This is a genomic window from Candidatus Krumholzibacteriota bacterium (genome assembly GCA_016932415.1).
Taxonomy (GTDB): domain Bacteria; phylum Krumholzibacteriota; class Krumholzibacteriia; order Krumholzibacteriales; family Krumholzibacteriaceae; genus Krumholzibacterium.
In genome coordinates, this window is sequence record JAFGCX010000018.1 from 39,273 (window position 1) to 59,315 (window position 20,043).

Consider the following 20,043-nt stretch of genomic DNA (forward strand, 5'->3'; position numbering starts at 1 on the left):
CCTAAAGCTGATACCTGACTGAAGCGTAAAAACTCCTTCCGGGAAGAGGAAACCCCGCCACGTCGCTGGTCTTCTCGTCGCCGATATTGAGCCCTTCTATCGTAAAGGTCACACCACCGAGTGGAGGCCTTATAACCAGGTTGAGATTGTGGATCGTCCTCGCGCCGGCCTCTTTCATATTCGCCCTGTCGAGGAAGTTGGGGCTGGTATAGTTCGTCTCCCAGCGCGCCCCCCACCATTTTGCGTCATATTGGAGAGATATCGACGCGGCATGCTCCGGCCTTCCGGGAAGTGAGTTGCCGTTGTAATACGGTATCGGACCGGTATCGACGCTTTCGAGCCAGCAGTAGTTTCCCGAGATCCGAACAGGCCAGGGAAGAGACCCAGCGGCGGAGAGTTCGACGCCCCTGACCGTCGCCGACCCGATATTCTCCGGTTTAACGGTCGACTGCGAATTGGGGAAGAAGAGGATAAGGTCGTCGATCTCGTTATGAAGATAGATGGCTTCGATGAAAAGATCGCGTATCCAGGCGAATCGCTCAGAAGAGAGGATGATCCCGATATCGCGGTTGAAGCCTGTCTCGGGGGTGAGGGAAGCGTCGCCTGTGACGCTTCCGAGATTGCCGAACATCTCGAAAAATGTAGGCACCCTGTAATATCGGCCGGCGTTTCCCTTTATGGTGAGGAAAGAAAAGGGCATCAGCCGCAATCCAGCACCGGGCGAGTCGTTCCTCCCCGTGATCCTTCCCTGGGGAGTAGGAGGAAGCCAGGGGAAAAAGGGCTGGTCGTAGAATTCGTTGGCGTACCATTCCCACCGGTGGCCGTACGTAAAGATGATCCGGTCTCCGAGAAGGGAGAGGTCACCCGAAGCGGCGCAGGAGAGAGTCTCCCTTTTTCTGTCCGGCCCTTCCTCATAGAGGGGAAGGTGCTCGACGGGGTGAAATCTTTCTTTCCGTCCTTCAAAGAAAGTTTCTATCGAAAGGGGAAGAACCGGCGGAAAATATTTCAGCTTCATGTTGCTTCCGTAAGATACTATCGTATTGTCTGTCTTTGCCGCCGTCAGGTCGATCTCGCCCGCCGGGTCGTTAAAAGACTCGCGCGTCGAGGAATAGAAGATCGTCGCGTCGTTATGGAGCGATCCGGAGAATACCGGCAGCGGCTTGAGTCTCAGCCACGTTATCCTCCGCTGGCGCTCAAGCCTTGCTCTCGACGACTGATTCGCTCCGATCCCGGGGACTCCGCCTTCGCGGTGGACGCTGCTGTGATTGAGCGAAAGGGAGGTGAATCCGGCCGGTTTGCACTCCATCCTGCCTGTAAGGCTGAGTTTCGTAAAATCGTTGTTCTCCCTTATGGCGTTAGCGTCGTCAAGAGGATTCTCGGGAGTAGCGTTATCGTCGAGGAATGAAAAGTCGCCGCGGCTTTCGGTATACCCCGCGCGAAGGTGAAGTGTGAGAAGCGAAAGTTGCCGGTCTGCCCCGGCGGAATATTTCCGCGCCCCGAATGAACCGGCTGCTACCGAAGCGCTCATCGAGTTCGCCCCTTCGCCATCCCGGCCGACCCTGCCTGTTCCAGGGACGAGGTTGACCGTTCCGCCCACCGAGGATGCGCCGAATCCGGTAGGGCTGAATCCGCGGTAGACCTCTATCCTGCCTATATCTTCAAGGGAAAGATCAGCCAGGTCGGTCATCCCCGACCACGCGTCGTTTAGCGGGACTCCGTCGATATAGACCTGCACCTGGGTCGACGACGATCCACGGATCGACATCGTCGCGAATGAGCCGAGCCCGCCGTACTGTTTTATCCTTACTCCAACGGTGTTTGAAAGGATACCGGCGGCGTCCTCGAAGGCGCTTTTCCCCTTTTCCAGTTCTATCAGGCCGACAAAGCCGCTTCTGTTGAATATCTCCTTGCCCGGCGTGGAGTGAAACCCCTCGACTACGATCTCCGGGGCCCAGAAAAGGGTGTCGAGGAGAGTCTCTTGAGATTTTTCAGGTTTATTCCGCGATTCCGCGCCCTTTTCGGCGCTTGCCCCGACAGGGCGGAGGACTGTCAGGCATAACGCCAGTGCGATCGGCAGGAAAGACAGTCTGTGAGGACGGCTTCTCATTTCACTCCAGCCGGTTCTGTGCCGGCGGGGAATACCTGTCCTCGTCGAAGAAGATCGATCGTCAGATCCCGGCGGGGGTAACAAAAAACCCTCCGGGCCTTTTTGGAAAAAAAGGTGGAGGGGGTGTCAGCCTCTCCCTATCCTCTCATTCCTCGAAGAGGGCCAGGGACAAAACGCGTCCAGGCAGGTATCCTGACTTATGGCCTTTTCCGCTTCGCGGTCTGGCCAATCACAGTGGCGGGTCCGTGAGGGAGTCTCACCCTCTTCCCCTTTTGCTCTATTTGAGCGCCTGAAACCAAAATAACATCCGGATATTAACGGTCCTCGGAGAAGGTGTCAAGATTTTTCAGATAAAAAAGAAAATCGATCTGTCTCCCGGGCTCCAGACCGGGGCGGTACTATATCGATTGAAGCGCGGGCCGCTGACGAGGTATATTATTTTCAGCAGGCAGGCCGGCCTGCCGGAGGTCATCGATACTGAAAATATGATGAAGGAGATGATATGAGAACGGTTCACGATATGGCGAGAAGGTTATACAGGGCTTTCTTCAGGTATGACCAGGTCAGGGAATTGAAAAAGAACGGTTTCAGGGCCGGAAAGAATCTTAAGATCCTAAGGGACGTGGAGATCGATTTCTCCCACGCCTGGCATATAGAGATAGGGGACGACGTGACTCTCGCGCCGCGCGTCCAGATACTCGCTCACGACGCCAGCACGAAGACGCATCTCGATTATACGAGAATAGGGAAGGTCAAGATCGGCGACAGGGTATTTATAGGGGCCAGTTCGATAATACTTCCCGGCGTGACGATCGGCAGCGACGTCGTCATAGGAGCGGGGAGCGTGGTGACCGGGAATATCCCTGATGGCCAGGTCGTCGCGGGAAATCCCGCGCGCGCGATCTGCGCCATAGACCAATTCCTGCGAAGAAAAGAGGATGAGATGGCGGCCTGTCCGACTTTCGGAGAGGAATATACGATGCGCAAGAATGTCTCGTCAGAGATGAAAGCAGAGATGAACCGCAGGATGACCGGCGGAATCGGTTATATCGTGTGACGACACGAGGATCAGTGAAGACCAGGCCCCGGCGGCTCTTGGTGACAGATGAGCAGTCCGTCTATTTTATCTCCCATAAAGTGAAGATCGCGTCGGCTACGGAATCGACCTGGGCCCTGTTGAAGAACCACAGGGGCAATCCGAAATGAACGCTAGGCGCTCTTATAGCTTCTTCGTTGGGGGCCAGCCTGTCGGCGTATTTCGTCGTCCAGAACGCCACCGGTTGATTATGAAGCACAGATCGGCTGACGATCGCCTGCATCCTGTACAGCGGATGGAAACAGCTCTGGCTGGTGGCTCCGACGTATCGCATCCAGTAGTCGGCGTCATAGATCTCGATATAGTGGAAACCTCTTGTCTGAGGGTAGAAGAACATGCCCGGCTGCGTGACCTTGTCCCACAGATCGAGCCTTCGCGGGAATCCGGGGATATCGAGTGTGTAATTGTCCTGCTCGTCGAGGAGCATATACCTTGCCGCGTCGAGGGAGATGTCCCTGTTGAACGGTATGTCGGTCTTGAAGATCGCCTCTATCTTGTCGAGGGTGGAAACGCAGAAATCCCTGTACGGCATGCATTCCACCCCCAGCGTGTCAGCGCATCCGTACGCCGAGGATCCGGCATTGCACTTGAGGTAATTGGGGAATATCTGCTGGAAGAGCCTCAAGGCCGCTCCAAGGCCACCTGTCCTCTGGCACATCCCAACCGACCAGATATGGCCGCCGGCTGCCATGTAGAAGGGGATATAGTTGAGGACGCGGGCGTCGAGAGGCACGAGCTCTTCCGGCGTGAAGAGTATCAGTCTTGTCCATGAAGAACCGGCTATCGGGTCGACAGCTCCGCTGAACGACCATATTATATTCCTGTACTTGAATATCGTCTCCATCGGAGGAGCCCTGAAATCATGCTCTGAAACGTCGAATATATCCCTGGCCGGGTTGAACTCGGCTGCGCGCAGGCAGATATTGATCCAGAACTCGTCGTGAGCCGATTCGGTCGGGAATGCGTAGATTAGCTGCTGGAAATCGTTGGAGGGGAAATCGTCTACCCAAAGCAGATCGTTCTCGAAAACCGACGGTATCACCGTGATCTCTATGATCGCGAGGGTCCTGATCCCGAGATTGTCATAAGCCTCTATGTAGAACGTGTGAATTCCCGAAAAGAAAGTCTTCGGCTGCGAATTTTTGACATACGGGCTCGGGAATTCTTCCCACTCGGTCGGGTCATCGAAATTCTCGATATCCCACCCGTACCTGTATGAAGAGATGACCCCTCCATACTGGCTGGCGTCTCCATTCCAGGAGAATTTCATCTGGAAGCCAGGCGGCACCTTGCCTGTTTTCGGCACAAGGTCGACTCCGACAAAGTTGAACCTGCCCAGGAAAGACTCCGTCACGTTAAGCATCGGTCCGGTCGGCGTCCTCACCGAAAAAGCCCTGACATTCGTGTTGAGGTTGAAGACGGCCGATAAGGCGCCGGCGTCGTCCTTAGCCTGAACGGCCAGCATGTAAGCCCGCCCCGGCGTGAGGATCTCGTCGTCTCCAATTATAGTCGATATCGCCGAATCTCCCTCCGCGTCCAGGGGATACCACTTGCTCCACCGGCTCTCGAACATCTCCGGCGATTCGTTCAACTGGTCAATCGCCTCCGGATAGTAGCTCGACAGCATGTATCTCGTCGAATCGACGTTCCTGTAGTTCCACGGGCTGTCGATAGGGTCTTTGCCTGTCCATTTGAATGTCGTAAGTGGAGTCAGGTACTGTAACGAGCCGGGGCGCGGGTTCGACGGTGATTCGATATTTATATGCGGAGCAAGGGTCCAGGCGTTGAAAGACCTGAACAGCGTCGGGGAAGCGGCTCCCCTGTTGTCGACAGCCCTGATGAACAGGGTGTGATATTTCGAGAAGACGGCGTACGTTGCTTCGTTTATCGTCACTGTCGTGTTAAAGACGTCGGCTGTCGTTTTGAATACGCTGTCCGTGGCAGTGGTAAATGTCCATTTATCGATCCCGGCGGTATCGGCCGGATTGAATCCGATCGGGTCGCCTTCAACAAGGATTATCTCGTAATGATCGATCTCGCCGTCAGGATCGTCTCCATACCAGAAAAAATGGACATGATATTCAATCGAATCGCCCTCGATCGGACCGTTGGTCAGCTCGATGTTCGGGACCTGGTTTTCAGCGACCTTTCCGAGAAAAACATCATCCCTGGTACATCCCGTGATCGCTATGGCGGCGATGATCGCGGCATAGAGCGGCGCGAACGCCTTTAAGATCCTGATTTCCCGGTGCCGTCTTTTCATCGTACCTTTCCTGATCAGCGGATAACGACAAATTTTCCGATCTTCCTCTTGAAAGCCCCGTCATGAGGCTCAACGGCAAAGATATATACTCCGCTCGTGATGTCCTGGCCGTTCCTCGAGACAAGATTCCATGATACAGTTCCATTCCCCGCGCTGCCGTCATGTTCCTTAGTATATACGAGGTCTCCAGAGATCGTGAAGATCCTCAAAGTCGAGCGGCAGGCCGGCAGATTGCGCAGTTCCACCTTGAGCCCGGACGGGTCGTCGTTGACCGGGCCGAGCTCCCAGGGAGCCATACTTTCGCTGGTGACGGGGTTGGGTACGGCATATATCAGATCGCCGTCATATCCACCGCTTGTCTGGGCGGTGGATAAAGGAACGACATATTTAAAATTCACCGAAGGGGCGTTATATCTTCCCAGGGCGTACGGCTGGCCGTTTCTCGTCTCGTGGTCATACGCGGTGACCGAGTAGAAATAGTGCATGCCGTTTTTCGCCGTCGTGTCGGTGTATTTGTAGTACAGTTTTCCGCCATCCCGGCCCAGATTATACAGGGCGATGCTTTCGATCGTGTCGCATTCCGCTTTGGTTAGCCCCGGAGGGCAGGGGACCGGATCGCCCGGGTACTCGGTCAGGCTCATCTCAAAACTCTCGAGATATTTATCATAATCCGGAAGATTTTTAAGGGGGTAGTATTCCAACCCTCCTGATTCGGGAGCCCCCTTGAATTTTTTGTCCGGCTGCAGGCCGTTGACCAGGTCGCGCGTATCAAGAAGTGACCACAGGTCATGACTCGGCCCATTCTCGATACTCGTTCCGAGGGGCCTGTGCCATTCGTCGGCCCGCCATATCTGGTACCCTTCGAAATCGCATTCGAACGACAGTACGTCGGGCACGATCTCGCTCAGATTATCCCAGTAAATGCTGACTTCGTGGTCGCCTCCCAATACCCGCATATTAGGAGAGATCGGGGCGGCGCCGGTAATAAAGTGAAGTTGATGTTCCTTGCCATCCATCCCCGTCTTGTAGTAGTCGTATGTGACTCCGTACGGCTTGTAGCAGTCGAGATTTCTGTAAGCCGACATCTCGAGCCAGCAATCGGAGTTGGCCCACATCGTATCGCCTTTTTCAAGATCGTATTTTTCATCGATCCCGTCGCATCCGTCGGGGTCAAAATCCTCGATCGGTCCGATGACGGGGCTTTCCCTGCCTATTATTCCCGTTGTCGGGTCGCCGTCAAGGTCATACCAGCATCCCTCGTAGATGATCTGGGCCACGGCGGCGTTGTCGAGCATATCTTCGAAACTGTCGCCCGCCACATAGGCGATGTCGACATCTATCGACATTCCCGCTACAAGGTAGCTGAACGGCCCGGTCGATATCAGTACCCTGTAGTCTCCGGGATTTTCAGTATCGGGGTCGAAGCTTGAGGTCGAAAGAAGCTCGTATCTTTCGAAATCGTTCGTCGGTTCTCCTCCATGCATGTACGGCTGAAGCCCCTGGAAGGTCTGGAAGGCGATGACATTCTTGGCAGGGTACCTTGGAGCATGAAATCCGGTCTTCGTCGTAGTATGGCCGAGCAGGACTATTCCGAAATACCCCGTAGTCACTCCTTCGTCGCCGTTGTCATCATAGACGTAAGCGATCTTGACGTTTACAGGGTATTCAGCCGTCCCTTTCGGGGCGCAGCGCGTTCCTTCCCAGTAGCCGACCTGGTCATCCATATGGTACGTTCCCCGGTCTCTCGCGCCGGCGTCGAGGTCGGCATAGATACCAATGTAGATACTCTGGAGATATGCCAGTCCGACATTTTTCACGGTATACCGGACCGCGACGAAATCATTGAAGAGTTCCTCTCCCCACTGGAAGGACTCCTGCCGGACCTGTATCATAAGGGGTTCGTGTTCGGGCCAGATCAGGCCGATCTGCGGCAGGCCGTCTTCGTACTGGCAGCAGAACATCTGGTCGCCTCTCGCGGCAAAATCCTCATCGATCAGTCCGTCGTGGTCGTCGTCATATCCGTTGAGAAAATCTTCGTCCATCCTGCCGTCCTTATCGTCATCAGCGCCTTCGGAGGGGAGGTGTTCGCCCCCCGGGGCGCCTTCCCTGGTCCTGTAAATCGTGTCGCGGGGGTCGCTCGTCGGACGGAATTCCGTTTCGGGGTAGCCGGTCGATACGTACGGTATGCCGTTATTTATTGCTCCCACCCATATTCCCGCGGCGTAGAGATATTCGACGCTCGATCCGGCCGGGTACTGGGCTGATGGAGAATCACGCATCGGGAGCGTGCTGTTCGGCATCGATCCGACAAACCCCCAGTTGGTGATGTTCATGTGAAGATTGCCTATATTGTGGACGAATTCCCCGTTGATCACAGGGGAGAGATCGGGAGATGTCGTCTTGGAATCAAAAGGGTCATAGCGGTCTGAAGCTGTTCCGGGAATAGCGATTGCAAAGAACAGAAATACAGAGATCAATACAATACGCAAACGGTCATAAGACCCGCACCATGTATTGGACAATTTCCCAACTCCGTGTCTGCAGAACAAGAATGGTTTGACATGCCAACCATCTTCAATAATATATGTAGTACGATTAGAATTCGCAAAAGTTTTGCAGGTTTTTCATGTTTCGTGAAAATAGTTTTTTCAGGGGTTTTTCCGGGTTTTGAGAGATAATTCGCGATGAGCGACCGACGGCACAGGGAGATGATCGAAAAAGGGGCCGCTGCCTGGAACGGGTGGCGGCAGGATCATCCCGATATCAGGCCTGATATCTCCTTTTCACACATAAGACGAACAGATCTCGCCGGAGTCGATCTGAGCGGTTCCGATATGCGCAGGGCCATGCTCCCGGGAGTCTGCCTCAGGGGCGCCGATCTTGATCATGCCGACCTCTCCGGCATAGACCTGATGGAAGCGGACCTTGAGGGGGCGTCGCTCAGGGGAGCCGATCTCACCGGTGCGAACCTGATGGGAGCGAATCTGAAAAAAGCCGATCTTGAAGGTGTGATCCTTGAAAACGCGATATTGTACAGGGCGGATCTCGGGGGAACGGAATGCGCGAGGAATGCCCTGTGGCTGCAGACCCTGATGAACTTTGCCGAAGGGCTGGCGCAGATCGAAGGTGACGCAGGCGGATTTGAGTTCGATGGGATCGAAAGTTCCCACATACATAGCAGTTTCGTTTCCACCGATATCTGCAGGCTCGAGATAAGGCTCGCTGATCCGATAAGCGCCGGGGCGAGCGTCGAGATAATGGGCGCTCTGAACAGGCTTTACAGCAAGGTGGCCGATATCGACCTGCCTGGGCCTATAGTACAGATCGGTCATCCGGAATAGAAAAGGGTGGGGGAGAAGATCTTGAACAGGATATCATTCAGCGGCTCATCCCTTATCATCGAGGAATTCGTCCATATCTTTCTCAGGGAGGAAAGGGATTTTTCCGACCTCCATGAAGAATCGTCGCTGAAATACTGCAGGAGGCTCGGAGAGATCGTCTCATCAGAGGGAGTGGACCGGAAATATCTCGAAAGGGTGTTGTGGTTTCTTGTCAATTGCGATGTCGACGAAGGGGAGATCGAGAGGCTTATCACCTGCGGCAGAGATGAACTGGTTCAGCTGGCGCGCGACGCTGAGATGCTGGAAAAACACAAGCTGAACAGGAATATCAAAAAGTTCTATATAGTCGACGAAGCTGACGAGGCCGACGATTGATCATGCCCTCTACCTGGCAAGTGGAGCGAAGACCTTGATCCTGTGATTTCCCGAGTCGCATATATAGAGATAGCCGTCGCCGGCGACAGCTATTCCCGAAGGGTCGTCGAATCCTCCCTCTCCCGTGCCAAAGCTCCCGAGACTGGAGATGAAGGCTCCGCCGGGATCGAATTTCACTATCCTGCTGTTTCCGTAATCGACGACATGGATATTCCCTCCGGGACCAGTGGCGAGATCGACGGGGCAGTCAAACTCTCCGTCGCCGCTTCCCATTGTTCCCCATCCCGCGACGAAGATCCCTTCCCCTGTGAATTTCTGAACGCGGTGATTATAGCATTCCGAGACGTATACCGATCCATCCGGACCGCAGGTTATACCCATCGGTCCGGAGAATTGGCCCGGCAGTTCGCCGAATTCTCCCCAGGAATCAAGAAAATCACCGTCGGCGCTGAACTTCTGCACCCGGTTGCTGAAATTGTCCGTCACAAAGATATCACCCGAACCCGATATGGCGATTCCTTCAGGTTCGCGGAACTGCCCGTCGGAATCTCCCTCCTCGCCCCATGAGCGGATGAAGTCGCCTTCCCCGGTGAATTTCTGTATCCTTTTGTTTCCCTTGTCGACCACATATATATTGCCGCCAGGGCCGGAGACGATCCCCGCGGGAAAACTCAGTTCTCCGGGACCCGGTCCTCGCGTGCCCCAGAGATCGACACAGATCCCTTCGGGTGTGAATACCTGGATCCGGTGAAGGGTGTTGTCACTGATTATTATCTCGTTTTCCGGCCCTATCGAGACTCCTTTTGGAAAATCGAACTGATCGTTATCTGTACCTTCCTCTCCCCACTGGGTAACGAAGATATAATCGGCAGTCCTGTACGGTCCGGTCGAGACGGATTCGCTTATATCGAGGCCGGAGAAAGTGGCCGGAGTCATCGAGGGGCTGAGGATGCCGGGATCGAAACTGCATGAAGAGGATATGCCGTTGGAAAGTTCCCATATCCAGAAAGGATCGGGATCGATATCCATCGTGGCATCGAGAGACACTCCGATATCAGCGGCGGTCAGCTCTTTGCCGAAGAGGAAGAGGGTCACCGTCGGTATGACAGAGATACTGACCCTTCCGACCGAAGCTTCGGCGCATCCGACAGGGTAGCTGCCAAATTCCACGGAGGCTGAATCGAACTCTCCCCCAGGCAGATTATCGCAATACGTCATGCCGGCTTTGAGCGAAGCCTCAATGGAGCTTCTGATCCCGCACAGGTCGAGATCCGTTCCCTCAAGCCGGATATCAAGATCGTACGATATCCGTGCTTCCAGTGGAAGGGTAAGCTCTTTGATATTGAGATCGATCCAGCGGTCGAACCTGGCGAGGGGATGGATCATCGAATAATCTGACTCTCCGCCGATATCAGCCGATATCTCGCAGTAAAAACGCAGATCTCCTTCAACGGAAGAGTGGAGCTCGATTATATCCCTGTCCTCGATCATCATCGAGAATGTCACGATGGGGCTGAATTCGATGAACCCGTTGTCGATCACGACCGACCCAGCTCCTGGCAGAGCATCCCGCTGGTATAAGATTATCCCTGAAAGATCGAGTCTTCCACCGGTGGGGGGGATGAGCCGATCCTCCGGCGGGTCCGGCCCGCCGGCGCTGACCGGCGGCGGAGAAGAGCCGGAGTCGACTTTCGCGCCGGGAGCACCCGTTCCCGGCTCAAGGATGAATTCCGCGCCGACCTCACCCGACTTGACTATGTCGGTAAGGAAGGCATCTCCTGTCAGAAGGATCATCATCGATCGATCGACTGTGACTGAGATGACCCTTCTTATGTAGCCGCCGAGGCCTGTTCCGGCGATCACCATTCTCGCGCTGATCGGAGGGGGCTCCGCGGTAAAGGCGAGAAAATAAAGATCCCCCTCGCTGTGGTGCATATAGAGGTCGTCGCTTTCAGGGATCACGAACGAGTCATGACTGAGAGCGGGAACGACTCTTTCATTCGGCGGCCCGGAGGGGGAGTCGCCCGCGCAGCCGGCAAGGAAAAGCAAGGGCAGGAGCAGGATGGCGATGGTAGTATATATGAGAGACAGTTTTTTGCAGGCAAAGATCATCACGGGCCACCTTCCCCGCCTGCGCCGAGGATGCCCCATCGATCGAAGATCACAGCGGCGATGCTGTCGACAGTCTCGTGTCTGAAGAACCACAGGGGGAATCCGAAGTGGATCGAAGGGGCGGCGACGGCCGGTCCCGAAAGAGGATCGGGAACGATATCCTCGTATTTCGTCAGCCACAGGGCGACGGCGCAATCGTTCAGGGCCGACGTCGATCCCGCCGCGCGCATCCTGAAGGCGGGATGGAAACAATACTGCGAGAATACAGATCTGCTCTCCATCCAGTACTCGGGATCGTACACTTCTACATATGAGAACCCTCCGGTGAGGCTGGTGGAATCGGTGCTGAAATATTTTCCAGGGGCTGTGACGTCATCGCGAAGCTCAAGGCGGTCGGGGATCTGCGGATATCTCGCCGAAACCGGATCGAAGCGGTCGTAGAAAGCCGATATCATAACGTCGTAATGAGCGCTCTGCCTGTAAGGCATGGCATCGTCGGTCCTGATCGGAGCGACGATCTTGTCGAGCATGGTGACGCAGAAATCCAGATATGGAAATGACCGCCTCCCGCTGCGGTCGCCGGCGCAGTCGCCGCGGGTTCCCGCTATCTCGCAGGCGAGATTCATCGGAAAGAAAATCCCCCTGTCGTCGAAAGTCGCGGCAAGTCCGCCGATCTGGTCGGAGCGTCCGGAGGTCCAGGTGTGCCCGCCCTTCTGAAGAAAGACGGAGAGGATATTCGTTGCCGTGTGCGACAGTTCTCCGATCTGCGATTCGGGGATGAAGTAGATGATATCTCCCCATCGGCTGTTTCCCGCCGAGAATGTCCATATTATATTTTTGTAGAGCCCGATCTCCTCGACACCGGGGGCGGACCCTCTTTCGACGCAGTCGTAGATATCGACCGACTCGTCGAAACCGGCTGCTTTCGACGCGATCGAGGTCCAGAAAGCGTCATGCTCGTATTCAGGGGGCCACGACAGGTCGGGGACAGGCGAATTATACGAAAAGAAATCGTCGACAACAAGAAGGTCGCGCTCCATCGTCCACGGGACGATCTCAACAATTATCCTTCCGCGGGTAAGGTTCCCCGCGCGGTCGACCGCCTCTATATAGAGGGTATGAGTGCCTGAATGGAAGGTGGCGGTCGCGGCGCCGGTGCGCTTCAGGTCGAATGGATCATTCCAGAGATCAGTGTCCTCAATATCCCAACCGCATCTGTAGCCGGCAAGTTCGCCGTAATAGGTGGTGTTGTCGCTCATCCAGATGAAATCGAGCCCTATCCCCGGGGGAAGTCTCCTGGTCACGGGGCTGCCGCGCGTCCCGCTGAACCTGAAGCTTCCGACCAGCCGCTCATAGACGCGAAGGAAGGGGCCTGGTACCGGCGCAACCTGAAAATGCCTCACATTGATATTCTTGTCGAAGACGGTGGTGACCGATCCGCTCGTGCCCTTACCCTGGAAGGCTATGAAGTAATATCTTCCCAGTATCATCTTCTCGTCATCGCCGATCGTGACACTGATCGAAGGGGCGCCGGGGTCTATCCTCGTCCATGGAGACCATTTTTCTTCATAGCGCCAAAGATTGTCGTTGAGGTCGGCGATGAAATCGAAATCGGGATCATATACACCGGCAGTGTCGACGACCGGGCTGAAGAAGTACCTGGCATATTTCAGTGTATTTTCCCCGGCCGCGGCCGCCTCAAAGGTCGTAACGGCGGTGTACCTCGCCGTCCTGGAAGATGGGGGAGGATATTCTATGACGAGATTCGGTTCGGGCACCGGGCCTCCGGGGGCTGTTACCCTGTCTTCGTCGCACCCGGCGGCGGATGCCAGAACCATCATTATCGCGATGAGACGTATCGGATATTTCATTATCGATCACCGGTCCGAAAGAAGGCCGAAAGAAAGAGGGGCGGCGTCATCCAAACTTTTTCAGAGGTGATTATACAATATCGGGGAGATTTAGTCTTGAAGAATATACAGATGCTCTGAATGCTGATCCGGCCGGAGGGGGCCGGCCGGATCAGCCTGTCAGATTATTGGGAAAAGATATATTTTCCGATCGAAGGTACGGGGAGCATCTTCCGGTTGATCGTCCCGACGCGGGATGCTTCCGACGCGGTGACCCGCTCGGCGGTGACTGTGAACTGGTCGTCACAGGCGTAGGCGGCCGCCGAGCCGACATATCCCGCTTCAAGGTGATATGTGAGGACGGCAGTCAGGTTGTCGGTCCCTGAGAACGATATATTGAAATCCATCGTCGTATCATACCAGATGCCGTCAGATTCGAAATAATCCTCAAAAGCTGTATGGCCGACGTGCGTCGCGTCGTTCCATTCGACGGTCCATCCGGCGAAACATATCACTCCGCCCTCGATCGATACCGCCTGCAGCGTAGTGGCGATCCAGGAATACTGGCACGATTCGGTGACCTGCGCCGCCATCATCCCTGTTATCAGGAAGAATCCTTCATAAGCGTTTTCGCTCTCGCATGCCGGACAGTCAGGGCAATCGGGACAGTCGGGATCGTCTGGGCAGTCGGGACAATCGGGGCAATCTCCGGCGTATACTGTGTCGGGGACAGACGGGGGGCAGTCATCGATATATATCGTGTCGTGGACTGTTATGATGTTTCCATCAGGGTCGCCGCCGCCCTCCACAATGACGTTGGTCGATTGATCTGTGTTGCAGCCATGGAAGAGAAAAATGACTGCCAGGCCTGCCAGAAGGGCAAGGGGGATAAACTTTTTCATAGCTCGCTCCCGGGGTTGATTCAGCACTGGATGTCGTAATTGAGCTATAATTTATATAGAACGCAAAAAAACCCTCGAAACACCTCCTTGTGCGTGATCTCCCGCCACTTCAGGCGGGTGGTGTTCCTTGGGTTTTACATACCGATTATATCATTTATCGCTCTGCCGGGTCAAGGGCGTGGATACGCAATCTCGCCTATCTTATTGCGGGTGAAGATGATAAAGAGGCGCCCTCTTGACGGGGGAACGCCTCTTCAGATCGTCTTTTCCGGGGCCTGAGCTCCAGGTGTCACTCTTTTTCGTCGCTGCCTATCGTCTTTATCCTGCCCCAGCTCGTCTTGTCGACAGGAACCACCATGTCGTGCGAGAAGGCGGTGAAACATTCGCCGCCATCCCTTACGCCGTTGTAATTCTCATCGGAAAAGGCCCAGATATGAAGGCCATAGCAGCCGAACCAGCTGATATCGAAGGTCATCGTATCGGAATAATTATTTCCCGTCTCCGTTGGCGTCGAGACGACAAGATCTCCGGTGGGGAAAAATGACTCTGTCAGTACGGTGCCATCGACGAGTATCGTGGGGTAACAGGTTTCAGGTACAAACTTGTCGAAAACGACGAGGATGTTGACGAAAGTAGTCTGTTTGTTGGAAAAACCATCCACGATTAGATCGAAATCGGTCCCGACGAAAACATACCCATCGTTCCCGTCTGTCGATACTTCGAACCCTTCCAGTCCGGGAGCCTGGTAGATACTCTCGTCGATATCGCAACTTCCGATCTCGACAAGGACGTATCCGCCACGGTCGTATTCCGCGTCATAACATGAATCTTCCGGGCCGGCGAGAGAATATTCCGAAGGATCGAAGTGGTATATGCAGGGACCGCCCGGATATACGACAAGACACGGATCAGCGGTGGCTTCTGATGGCATCAGAGCGATGATCATCGCGATCAAGAGAAGCCACCCTGCCTTAGCTACATGCATAATCTCCTCCCCTCATATGCAGGCTAAAGGCTCTTTATTTTCGATGGCATCATACTACAGATCGGGGAATAATTCAATATTATTTTGAATTAAATTTAGGTAAAAATAACTAGGAATTAATAACCGTCAACAATCGGTCGACCGCTTCTTCGATCCCGAACCGTTTCTCCACCGCCGATCTGCCCTTCTTTCCCGTTTCTTCCCTCAGCGCGGCATCGCCAGAGAGCTTTTCGACCGCCGCCGCCATCGCCCCGATATCGCCGGCGGGGACGAGAAATCCCGATCTTTCGTCGTCGACGATCTCCCTCGTGCTGGCAAGGTCGAAAGCGACGACCGGTTTTCCCGATGCCATCGCCTCAATCAGGACATATCCGAACCCCTCCCATAGGGAGGAAAGAAGAAATATATCGATACTGTCCATGAAGCTTTTCATATCTTCGACGAACCCGGTGAAAGTCACCTCTTTTGAGAGGCCGCGACGCGCCACCTGGCGCTCAAGTTTTTTTCGCAGCCGTCCGCTGCCTGCGATGAGAAGCCTGAACTGCAGCCCGCGCTCCCTGAGCACTACGGCAAGATCGATCAGGCGCCCGTGAGCCTTTTCTATCTCCAGCCTTCCCGCTGTCCCCAGGACGATCTCCTCCTTTTCGGCCAACGGCAGTGGCCGGCGGGGCCGGGTGTCCCATTCTTCGAGATCGATGCCGTTGTAGATCGTCGTTATCCTCGCGTCATCGAATATGGCGGGATTATTTGCAAGGATCGTCCCTCTCGTCTCTTCGGAATTCACTATGACAGAGGAGACGCAGTTTTTAAAAAGGTAACGGTTGAGAAACGAATCGCGAAGAGGGATCGCGCTTCCGCGGCGGTAGATCAGCGGGCAGTTGCCGGCGATCCGCGCGGCGGGCCCGGCGACTTTAAGGTCCGAGGGGAGGTTGACGATCAGTGTGTCTATATTTTCGCGCGTGAGAAAAGCGGCGACCCGGCGTATCTTGACGATATTGAGAAAGGAAAGGTTGGATATCTCCATCGTGTGAAGGGGTATCCCCGCCTCGATGATCCGTTCGCGGAATGGACCGCTGCTTCCCGCAGCGGCGCAGATATTCATGCCGCGGCGCGCCAGGCGCGCCGCCATGTCAAGGTGCCACTTTTCTCCGCCACCCCACCGGGCCGACGTATTAAAAAAACATATCTTTTTTTCCTTCATCAATCTGTTATAAACTATGGAGCCGCCGGTGGCAACAGTGAAGGAGCGGCGGCTGGGGCCGCTGATCGGCCCGGGCTTTCCGGGAAATGACGGGCTCTTGAGAGTGCCGGCCGCCGGGTCCGATGCAGATTACCATTGCCTAAGCGCCGCGGTATTGCTAACTTATTGAATCATTTATTATGCGCCCGTAGCTCAGCTGGATAGAGCAACGGACTTCTAATCCGTAGGTCGCAGGTTCGAATCCTGCCGGGCGTGCGTTTTTCGGGGCACCCGGGCCCTTCCGGGTGCCTTTTTAACGGGAAACCGCCATGATAGAAGTCACAAAAGTATCAAAATCGTTCAAGGATGTCGACGCTGTCCGCTCGGTGTCTTTCCAGGTGCGCAAGGGAGAGTTCGTCGCACTCCTCGGGCCCAACGGCGCAGGCAAGACCACGCTGGTCGAGATGATCGAGGGGCTGAGAAAACCCGACTCGGGAGAGATCTCGATCGACCGGCGCAACTGGAAGAGCGACGAGCGCTACCTCAGGTCGGTGATGGGGATATCGCTCCAGGAGACAAGGTTCATCGACAAACTCACCATCGACGAGATCATGACACTCTTTGCAGGGTTCTACGGCCGGGGCGGGGAAGGGATCGCCGAAATACTCGATCTTGTCGGTTTGACAGAGAAGCGCCGATCATACACGATGAACCTCTCCGGAGGGCAGAGGCAGAAGCTCGCCCTGGGGATCGCGCTGATAAACGAACCTTCGATCCTGATACTCGACGAGCCTACCACCGGTCTCGATCCTAACGCGCGCAGGGAGATATGGGATATCCTTCAGAACCTCAGGTCGAACGGGACCTCGATGATCCTTACTACCCACTACATGGAAGAGGCCGAACACCTCTGCGACCGCATCATCATAATGAACAGGGGCGAGGTGATCGCCGAGGGGACGCTCGACGAGCTGCTCGAGAAGCATGGAGCCTGCGAAGTGATCTCTTTCACGCTCGGCGCTCCTTCGATCCCCGATTCGATATCGAAGCTTGATGGCGTAATAAGCTTCGCGGCGGAGAACTCCGGCGGGGCGGGGCGGCTCTGCGTCGACGATATCGTCGCTGTTCTGCCGGGATTGCTCTCCCTCGTGGAGAGGGAACGGCTTGACCTTAAAAGGCTCGAATGCAGAAAGATGAACCTCGACGACCTCTTTGTCTCGCTGACCGGGAGGAGGCTGCATGATCAGGACACTCCGTAACCTCGTCGGCGCGCAGTTCAAGGAGTATTTCCGCGAACCTGAGATCATATTCTGGGCGATGATCTTTCCGATCCTCCTTTCCTGGCTTCTCGGGATAGCGATCGGTTCCGGCGGGAAGAGCGTCGCGAAGGTAGCCGTTGTCAGCGGCGCCGAAGCCCCGGCCGACTCGGATGTTGCCTGGGTCGATTCGCTGACCGCCGAAGCGGGGACGAAACTCATCCCTCTCTCGAAAGATGAAGCGCTCCTCGCCCTGAAAAAGGGGAAGGTCTCCCTGCTGGTCGAGAGGTCGCAAGAGAACACCCTTCTTTATCATTTCGATCCGCGAAACTCGGAGGCCGAGAGGACGTGGCTCCTGATGGAACGCGCGGCGGCGAGGCACTGGGGAGAGGAGAGGGAGAGCTCGATAGCGCCACTCGACATGCCGGGAACGAGGTATATCGATTTTCTCGTACCGGGGCTGCTGGCGATGAGCATCATGAATTCGGCGATGTGGGGAGTCGGCTGGTCCCTTATCGAACTGAGGATGAAAAAACTGCTCAGGCGCATGGCAGCGACCCCGGTGAACAAGGAATTGTTCCTCGGGTCTTATTTCGTCACCCGGCTCGTAACGAACGGGATACAGTTCCTCGCGCTCTATATATTCGTCCATATTTATTTCGGAGTCAGGATACAGGGGAGCATCCCCGCCCTGGCGGCGGTCTTCGTTGCCGGCAATCTCGCCTTTTCCGGAGTGGCGGTCCTGATATCGTCGCGCACCGCCAATTCGAGGGTGGGAAACGGCCTTATAAACGCGATCACTTTACCGATGATGCTTCTCTCGGGGATATTTTTCAGCTACCACAACTTCCCCGCCTGGGCGGTCCCCGTCGTACAGAAACTTCCCCTGACGATGCTGACCGATTCGATGAGGACGATATTCAACGAAGGGACCGGGCTGGCTGGGGCGATCGGCCCCGTCGCCGCTCTTTCAGCCGTGGGGATCGTCCTTATCTATGCCGGCACGAAGATGTTCCGGTGGTATTGATGCGGCGTACGTTTTCACTTGCAGGAACAGGAGTTTGAAGATAAATTAGTATTTCAATGTGGTGGATATAGCTCAGTTGGTAGAGCCCTGGATTGTGGATCCAGTTGTCGCGGGTTCGAATCCCGTTATCCACCCCATTTTTATTTTCACTGCCGGCGATCGAGTCCCGTTGTCGCGTTATCCATTTCCCTAGAATATCGGATTTTTTTGCGGTGGTCCGTATAAAGGAAAACCCGCTGCCCGGGGGGGACAGCGGGTCTCTTGCTGAGATGATGCGAGCGCCAGGTTAATCCAGGCCTTCCAGCACCTTTTTGATCTCTTCCAGTTTGGGAAGGACCCCGGGATCATCTGAGATCCATGAGTACCGGAGCTTTCCCTCGTTGTCTATTACAAATGCTGATCTTTTTGCTACGCCGTGAAGGGGGCCAAGTTCAGCGTGGCACGCGCCGAATTCCTGACACACCTTGGTGTTAAAGTCACTCAGCAGCGGGAATTGAAGACCAAGTTCTTCTTTCCATTTGGCCAGAACAAACGGACTGTCTATACTGGCCGCGATGACTTCCGCGTCTAGGTCCCTGAATTCGTGGAAGCCGTCTCTCATGCTGCAAAGTTCTTCGGTGCAAGGCGGTGAAAATGCCAGCGGGAATAAAAGCATTACAATATTCTTCCCGCCAAGATGTTCGGAGAGTTTCCAGGTCGATTCCATCGATTCGAGAAGCTCGAAATCCCGAACCTTGTCGCCTGTGGCATATCCTGACATCTTTCCTCTCTTTCTACCTTGTACCAACAACTAACAAATCCTAAATAAGAACTGTTAGTATTATGGTTGGTTTCCCGTCACATGTCAAGCTGGATTGTAGCAGAATCGGCGTTGGAAAGCAATTTGAGTATATCTACCTTGTCACTTGTGGCGGCGGGGCAGCCAGGTTTTTTCTTGACCGTCAAAAGATTGTGTATACAATAGGGGTCGAACCTTATGGGGTATGGTGGAGGAGAGATGCCGGGGACGGTTCATTATTATTCTATCGCAGGAGGTGCGGTGATGAGTGGTGTAAACAAAGCTATACTCGTCGGCAATCTCGGCTCCGACCCGGAGCTCAGGCATACAGGGAGCGGTACGACCGTCGCCAATTTCAGCCTTGCTACAAGTGAGAATTTCAAGAGCCGCGAAGGAGAACGGCAGACAAGGACTGAGTGGCACAAGGTCGTCGCTTTCGGAAAACTCGCCGAGATCTGCGGGCAATATCTGCAGAAAGGGAAGCAGGTATATATCGAGGGCCGGATTCAGACGAGAAGCTGGGAAGACCAGTCAGGGAATAAAAAATATACGACAGAGATCATCGCCAACCAGATGGTGATGCTAGGGCGTGCCGGAGACGGAGGCGGAAGGTCAGGCGATGATGAATTCCGCGACGCGCCAGCCGATGACGACGGGTCCCAGGTCCCGCCGGCGGACGACGACGATGACCTGCCGTTCTAGGATCGCTGAAAAATCAGCAGATGTCCGCCTCCTTCGGGCGGGCACCGAGTCAAGCGCCCGATAAGGTTG

At 55.0% G+C, this 20,043-nt stretch carries 15 protein-coding genes, 2 tRNA genes and 1 riboswitch; of the genes, 8 read left to right on the plus strand and 9 right to left on the minus strand.

The window, feature by feature from the left end:
- Nucleotide 1 precedes the first annotated feature (1 nt).
- A complete protein-coding gene (locus JW814_06775) occupies nt 2-2,107 on the minus strand; it encodes a TonB-dependent receptor (GenBank protein ID MBN2071148.1) in 2,106 nt (701 codons plus the stop codon).
- Between the two features lie 164 nt (nt 2,108-2,271).
- Nucleotides 2,272-2,415, minus strand: a riboswitch (cobalamin riboswitch).
- A gap of 194 nt (nt 2,416-2,609) precedes the next feature.
- On the opposite strand from JW814_06775, the gene JW814_06780 reads away from it, so the two are divergent.
- Nucleotides 2,610-3,164, plus strand: a complete 555-nt coding sequence (locus JW814_06780; GenBank protein MBN2071149.1) for an acyltransferase — start codon at nt 2,610-2,612, stop codon at nt 3,162-3,164.
- A 61-nt stretch (nt 3,165-3,225) separates the two neighbouring features.
- On the opposite strand, the gene JW814_06785 is transcribed toward JW814_06780, so the two are convergent.
- Nucleotides 3,226-5,466, minus strand: coding sequence for a hypothetical protein (locus JW814_06785; protein ID MBN2071150.1), 2,241 nt, complete (start codon nt 5,464-5,466; stop codon nt 3,226-3,228).
- A gap of 14 nt (nt 5,467-5,480) precedes the next feature.
- Nucleotides 5,481-7,955: a hypothetical protein gene (locus JW814_06790; protein MBN2071151.1), complete on the minus strand. Its 2,475-nt coding sequence runs from the start codon at nt 7,953-7,955 to the stop codon at nt 5,481-5,483.
- Nucleotides 7,956-8,150: 195 nt separating this feature from the next.
- On the opposite strand from JW814_06790, the gene JW814_06795 reads away from it, so the two are divergent.
- Both JW814_06795 and JW814_06800 read left to right on the plus strand, forming a co-directional pair.
- The gene (locus JW814_06795; protein ID MBN2071152.1) at nt 8,151-8,807 is read left to right on the plus strand and encodes a pentapeptide repeat-containing protein; all 657 of its coding nucleotides are present in this window, start codon (nt 8,151-8,153) and stop codon (nt 8,805-8,807) included.
- Nucleotides 8,808-8,828: 21 nt separating this feature from the next.
- Nucleotides 8,829-9,182 (plus strand): hypothetical protein, encoded by a 354-nt coding sequence (locus tag JW814_06800; GenBank protein MBN2071153.1) that lies wholly within the window; start codon nt 8,829-8,831, stop codon nt 9,180-9,182.
- A gap of 9 nt (nt 9,183-9,191) precedes the next feature.
- Here JW814_06800 and JW814_06805 read toward each other — a convergent pair whose 3' ends face one another.
- From JW814_06805 to JW814_06825, 5 genes are all read right to left on the minus strand, one after another.
- Entirely contained in the window at nt 9,192-11,294 is a 2,103-nt protein-coding gene (locus JW814_06805) for a hypothetical protein (protein MBN2071154.1), read from the minus strand.
- Nucleotides 11,294-13,165, minus strand: coding sequence for a hypothetical protein (locus tag JW814_06810; protein MBN2071155.1), 1,872 nt, complete (start codon nt 13,163-13,165; stop codon nt 11,294-11,296). Before JW814_06810 ends, JW814_06805 begins: the two co-directional genes overlap by 1 nt.
- 164 nt (nt 13,166-13,329) lie before the next feature.
- Nucleotides 13,330-14,046 carry a hypothetical protein gene (locus JW814_06815; protein ID MBN2071156.1) on the minus strand — a complete coding sequence of 239 codons (717 nt, stop codon included), beginning with the start codon at nt 14,044-14,046 and terminating at the stop codon, nt 13,330-13,332.
- Nucleotides 14,047-14,335: 289 nt separating this feature from the next.
- A complete protein-coding gene (locus tag JW814_06820; protein ID MBN2071157.1) occupies nt 14,336-15,031 on the minus strand; it encodes a hypothetical protein in 696 nt (231 codons plus the stop codon).
- 109 nt (nt 15,032-15,140) lie between these two features.
- Nucleotides 15,141-16,232 (minus strand): glycosyltransferase, encoded by a 1,092-nt coding sequence (locus JW814_06825; protein ID MBN2071158.1) that lies wholly within the window; start codon nt 16,230-16,232, stop codon nt 15,141-15,143.
- A 181-nt stretch (nt 16,233-16,413) separates the two neighbouring features.
- Here JW814_06825 and JW814_06830 point away from each other — a divergent pair.
- The 4 genes from JW814_06830 to JW814_06845 all read left to right on the plus strand — a co-directional run bounded on the left by JW814_06830 (nt 16,414) and on the right by JW814_06845 (nt 18,631).
- Nucleotides 16,414-16,487, plus strand: a tRNA-Arg gene (locus tag JW814_06830).
- A gap of 53 nt (nt 16,488-16,540) precedes the next feature.
- Nucleotides 16,541-17,470: an ABC transporter ATP-binding protein gene (locus JW814_06835; protein MBN2071159.1), complete on the plus strand. Its 930-nt coding sequence runs from the start codon at nt 16,541-16,543 to the stop codon at nt 17,468-17,470.
- Nucleotides 17,451-18,494: an ABC transporter permease gene (locus JW814_06840; protein ID MBN2071160.1), complete on the plus strand. Its 1,044-nt coding sequence runs from the start codon at nt 17,451-17,453 to the stop codon at nt 18,492-18,494. Before JW814_06835 ends, JW814_06840 begins: the two co-directional genes overlap by 20 nt.
- Nucleotides 18,495-18,555: 61 nt before the next feature.
- Nucleotides 18,556-18,631: transfer RNA gene (locus JW814_06845), tRNA-His, on the plus strand.
- Between the two features lie 149 nt (nt 18,632-18,780).
- Here the strand turns inward: JW814_06845 and JW814_06850 are convergent.
- On the minus strand, nt 18,781-19,254 hold the full coding sequence (locus tag JW814_06850; GenBank protein ID MBN2071161.1) for a redoxin domain-containing protein: 474 nt from the start codon (nt 19,252-19,254) through the stop codon (nt 18,781-18,783).
- Nucleotides 19,255-19,536: 282 nt separating this feature from the next.
- Between JW814_06850 and JW814_06855 the strand changes: the two genes are divergently transcribed.
- Complete coding sequence (locus JW814_06855) at nt 19,537-19,974, plus strand: single-stranded DNA-binding protein (protein MBN2071162.1); 438 nt, start codon at nt 19,537-19,539, stop codon at nt 19,972-19,974.
- Nucleotides 19,975-20,043 lie beyond the last annotated feature (69 nt).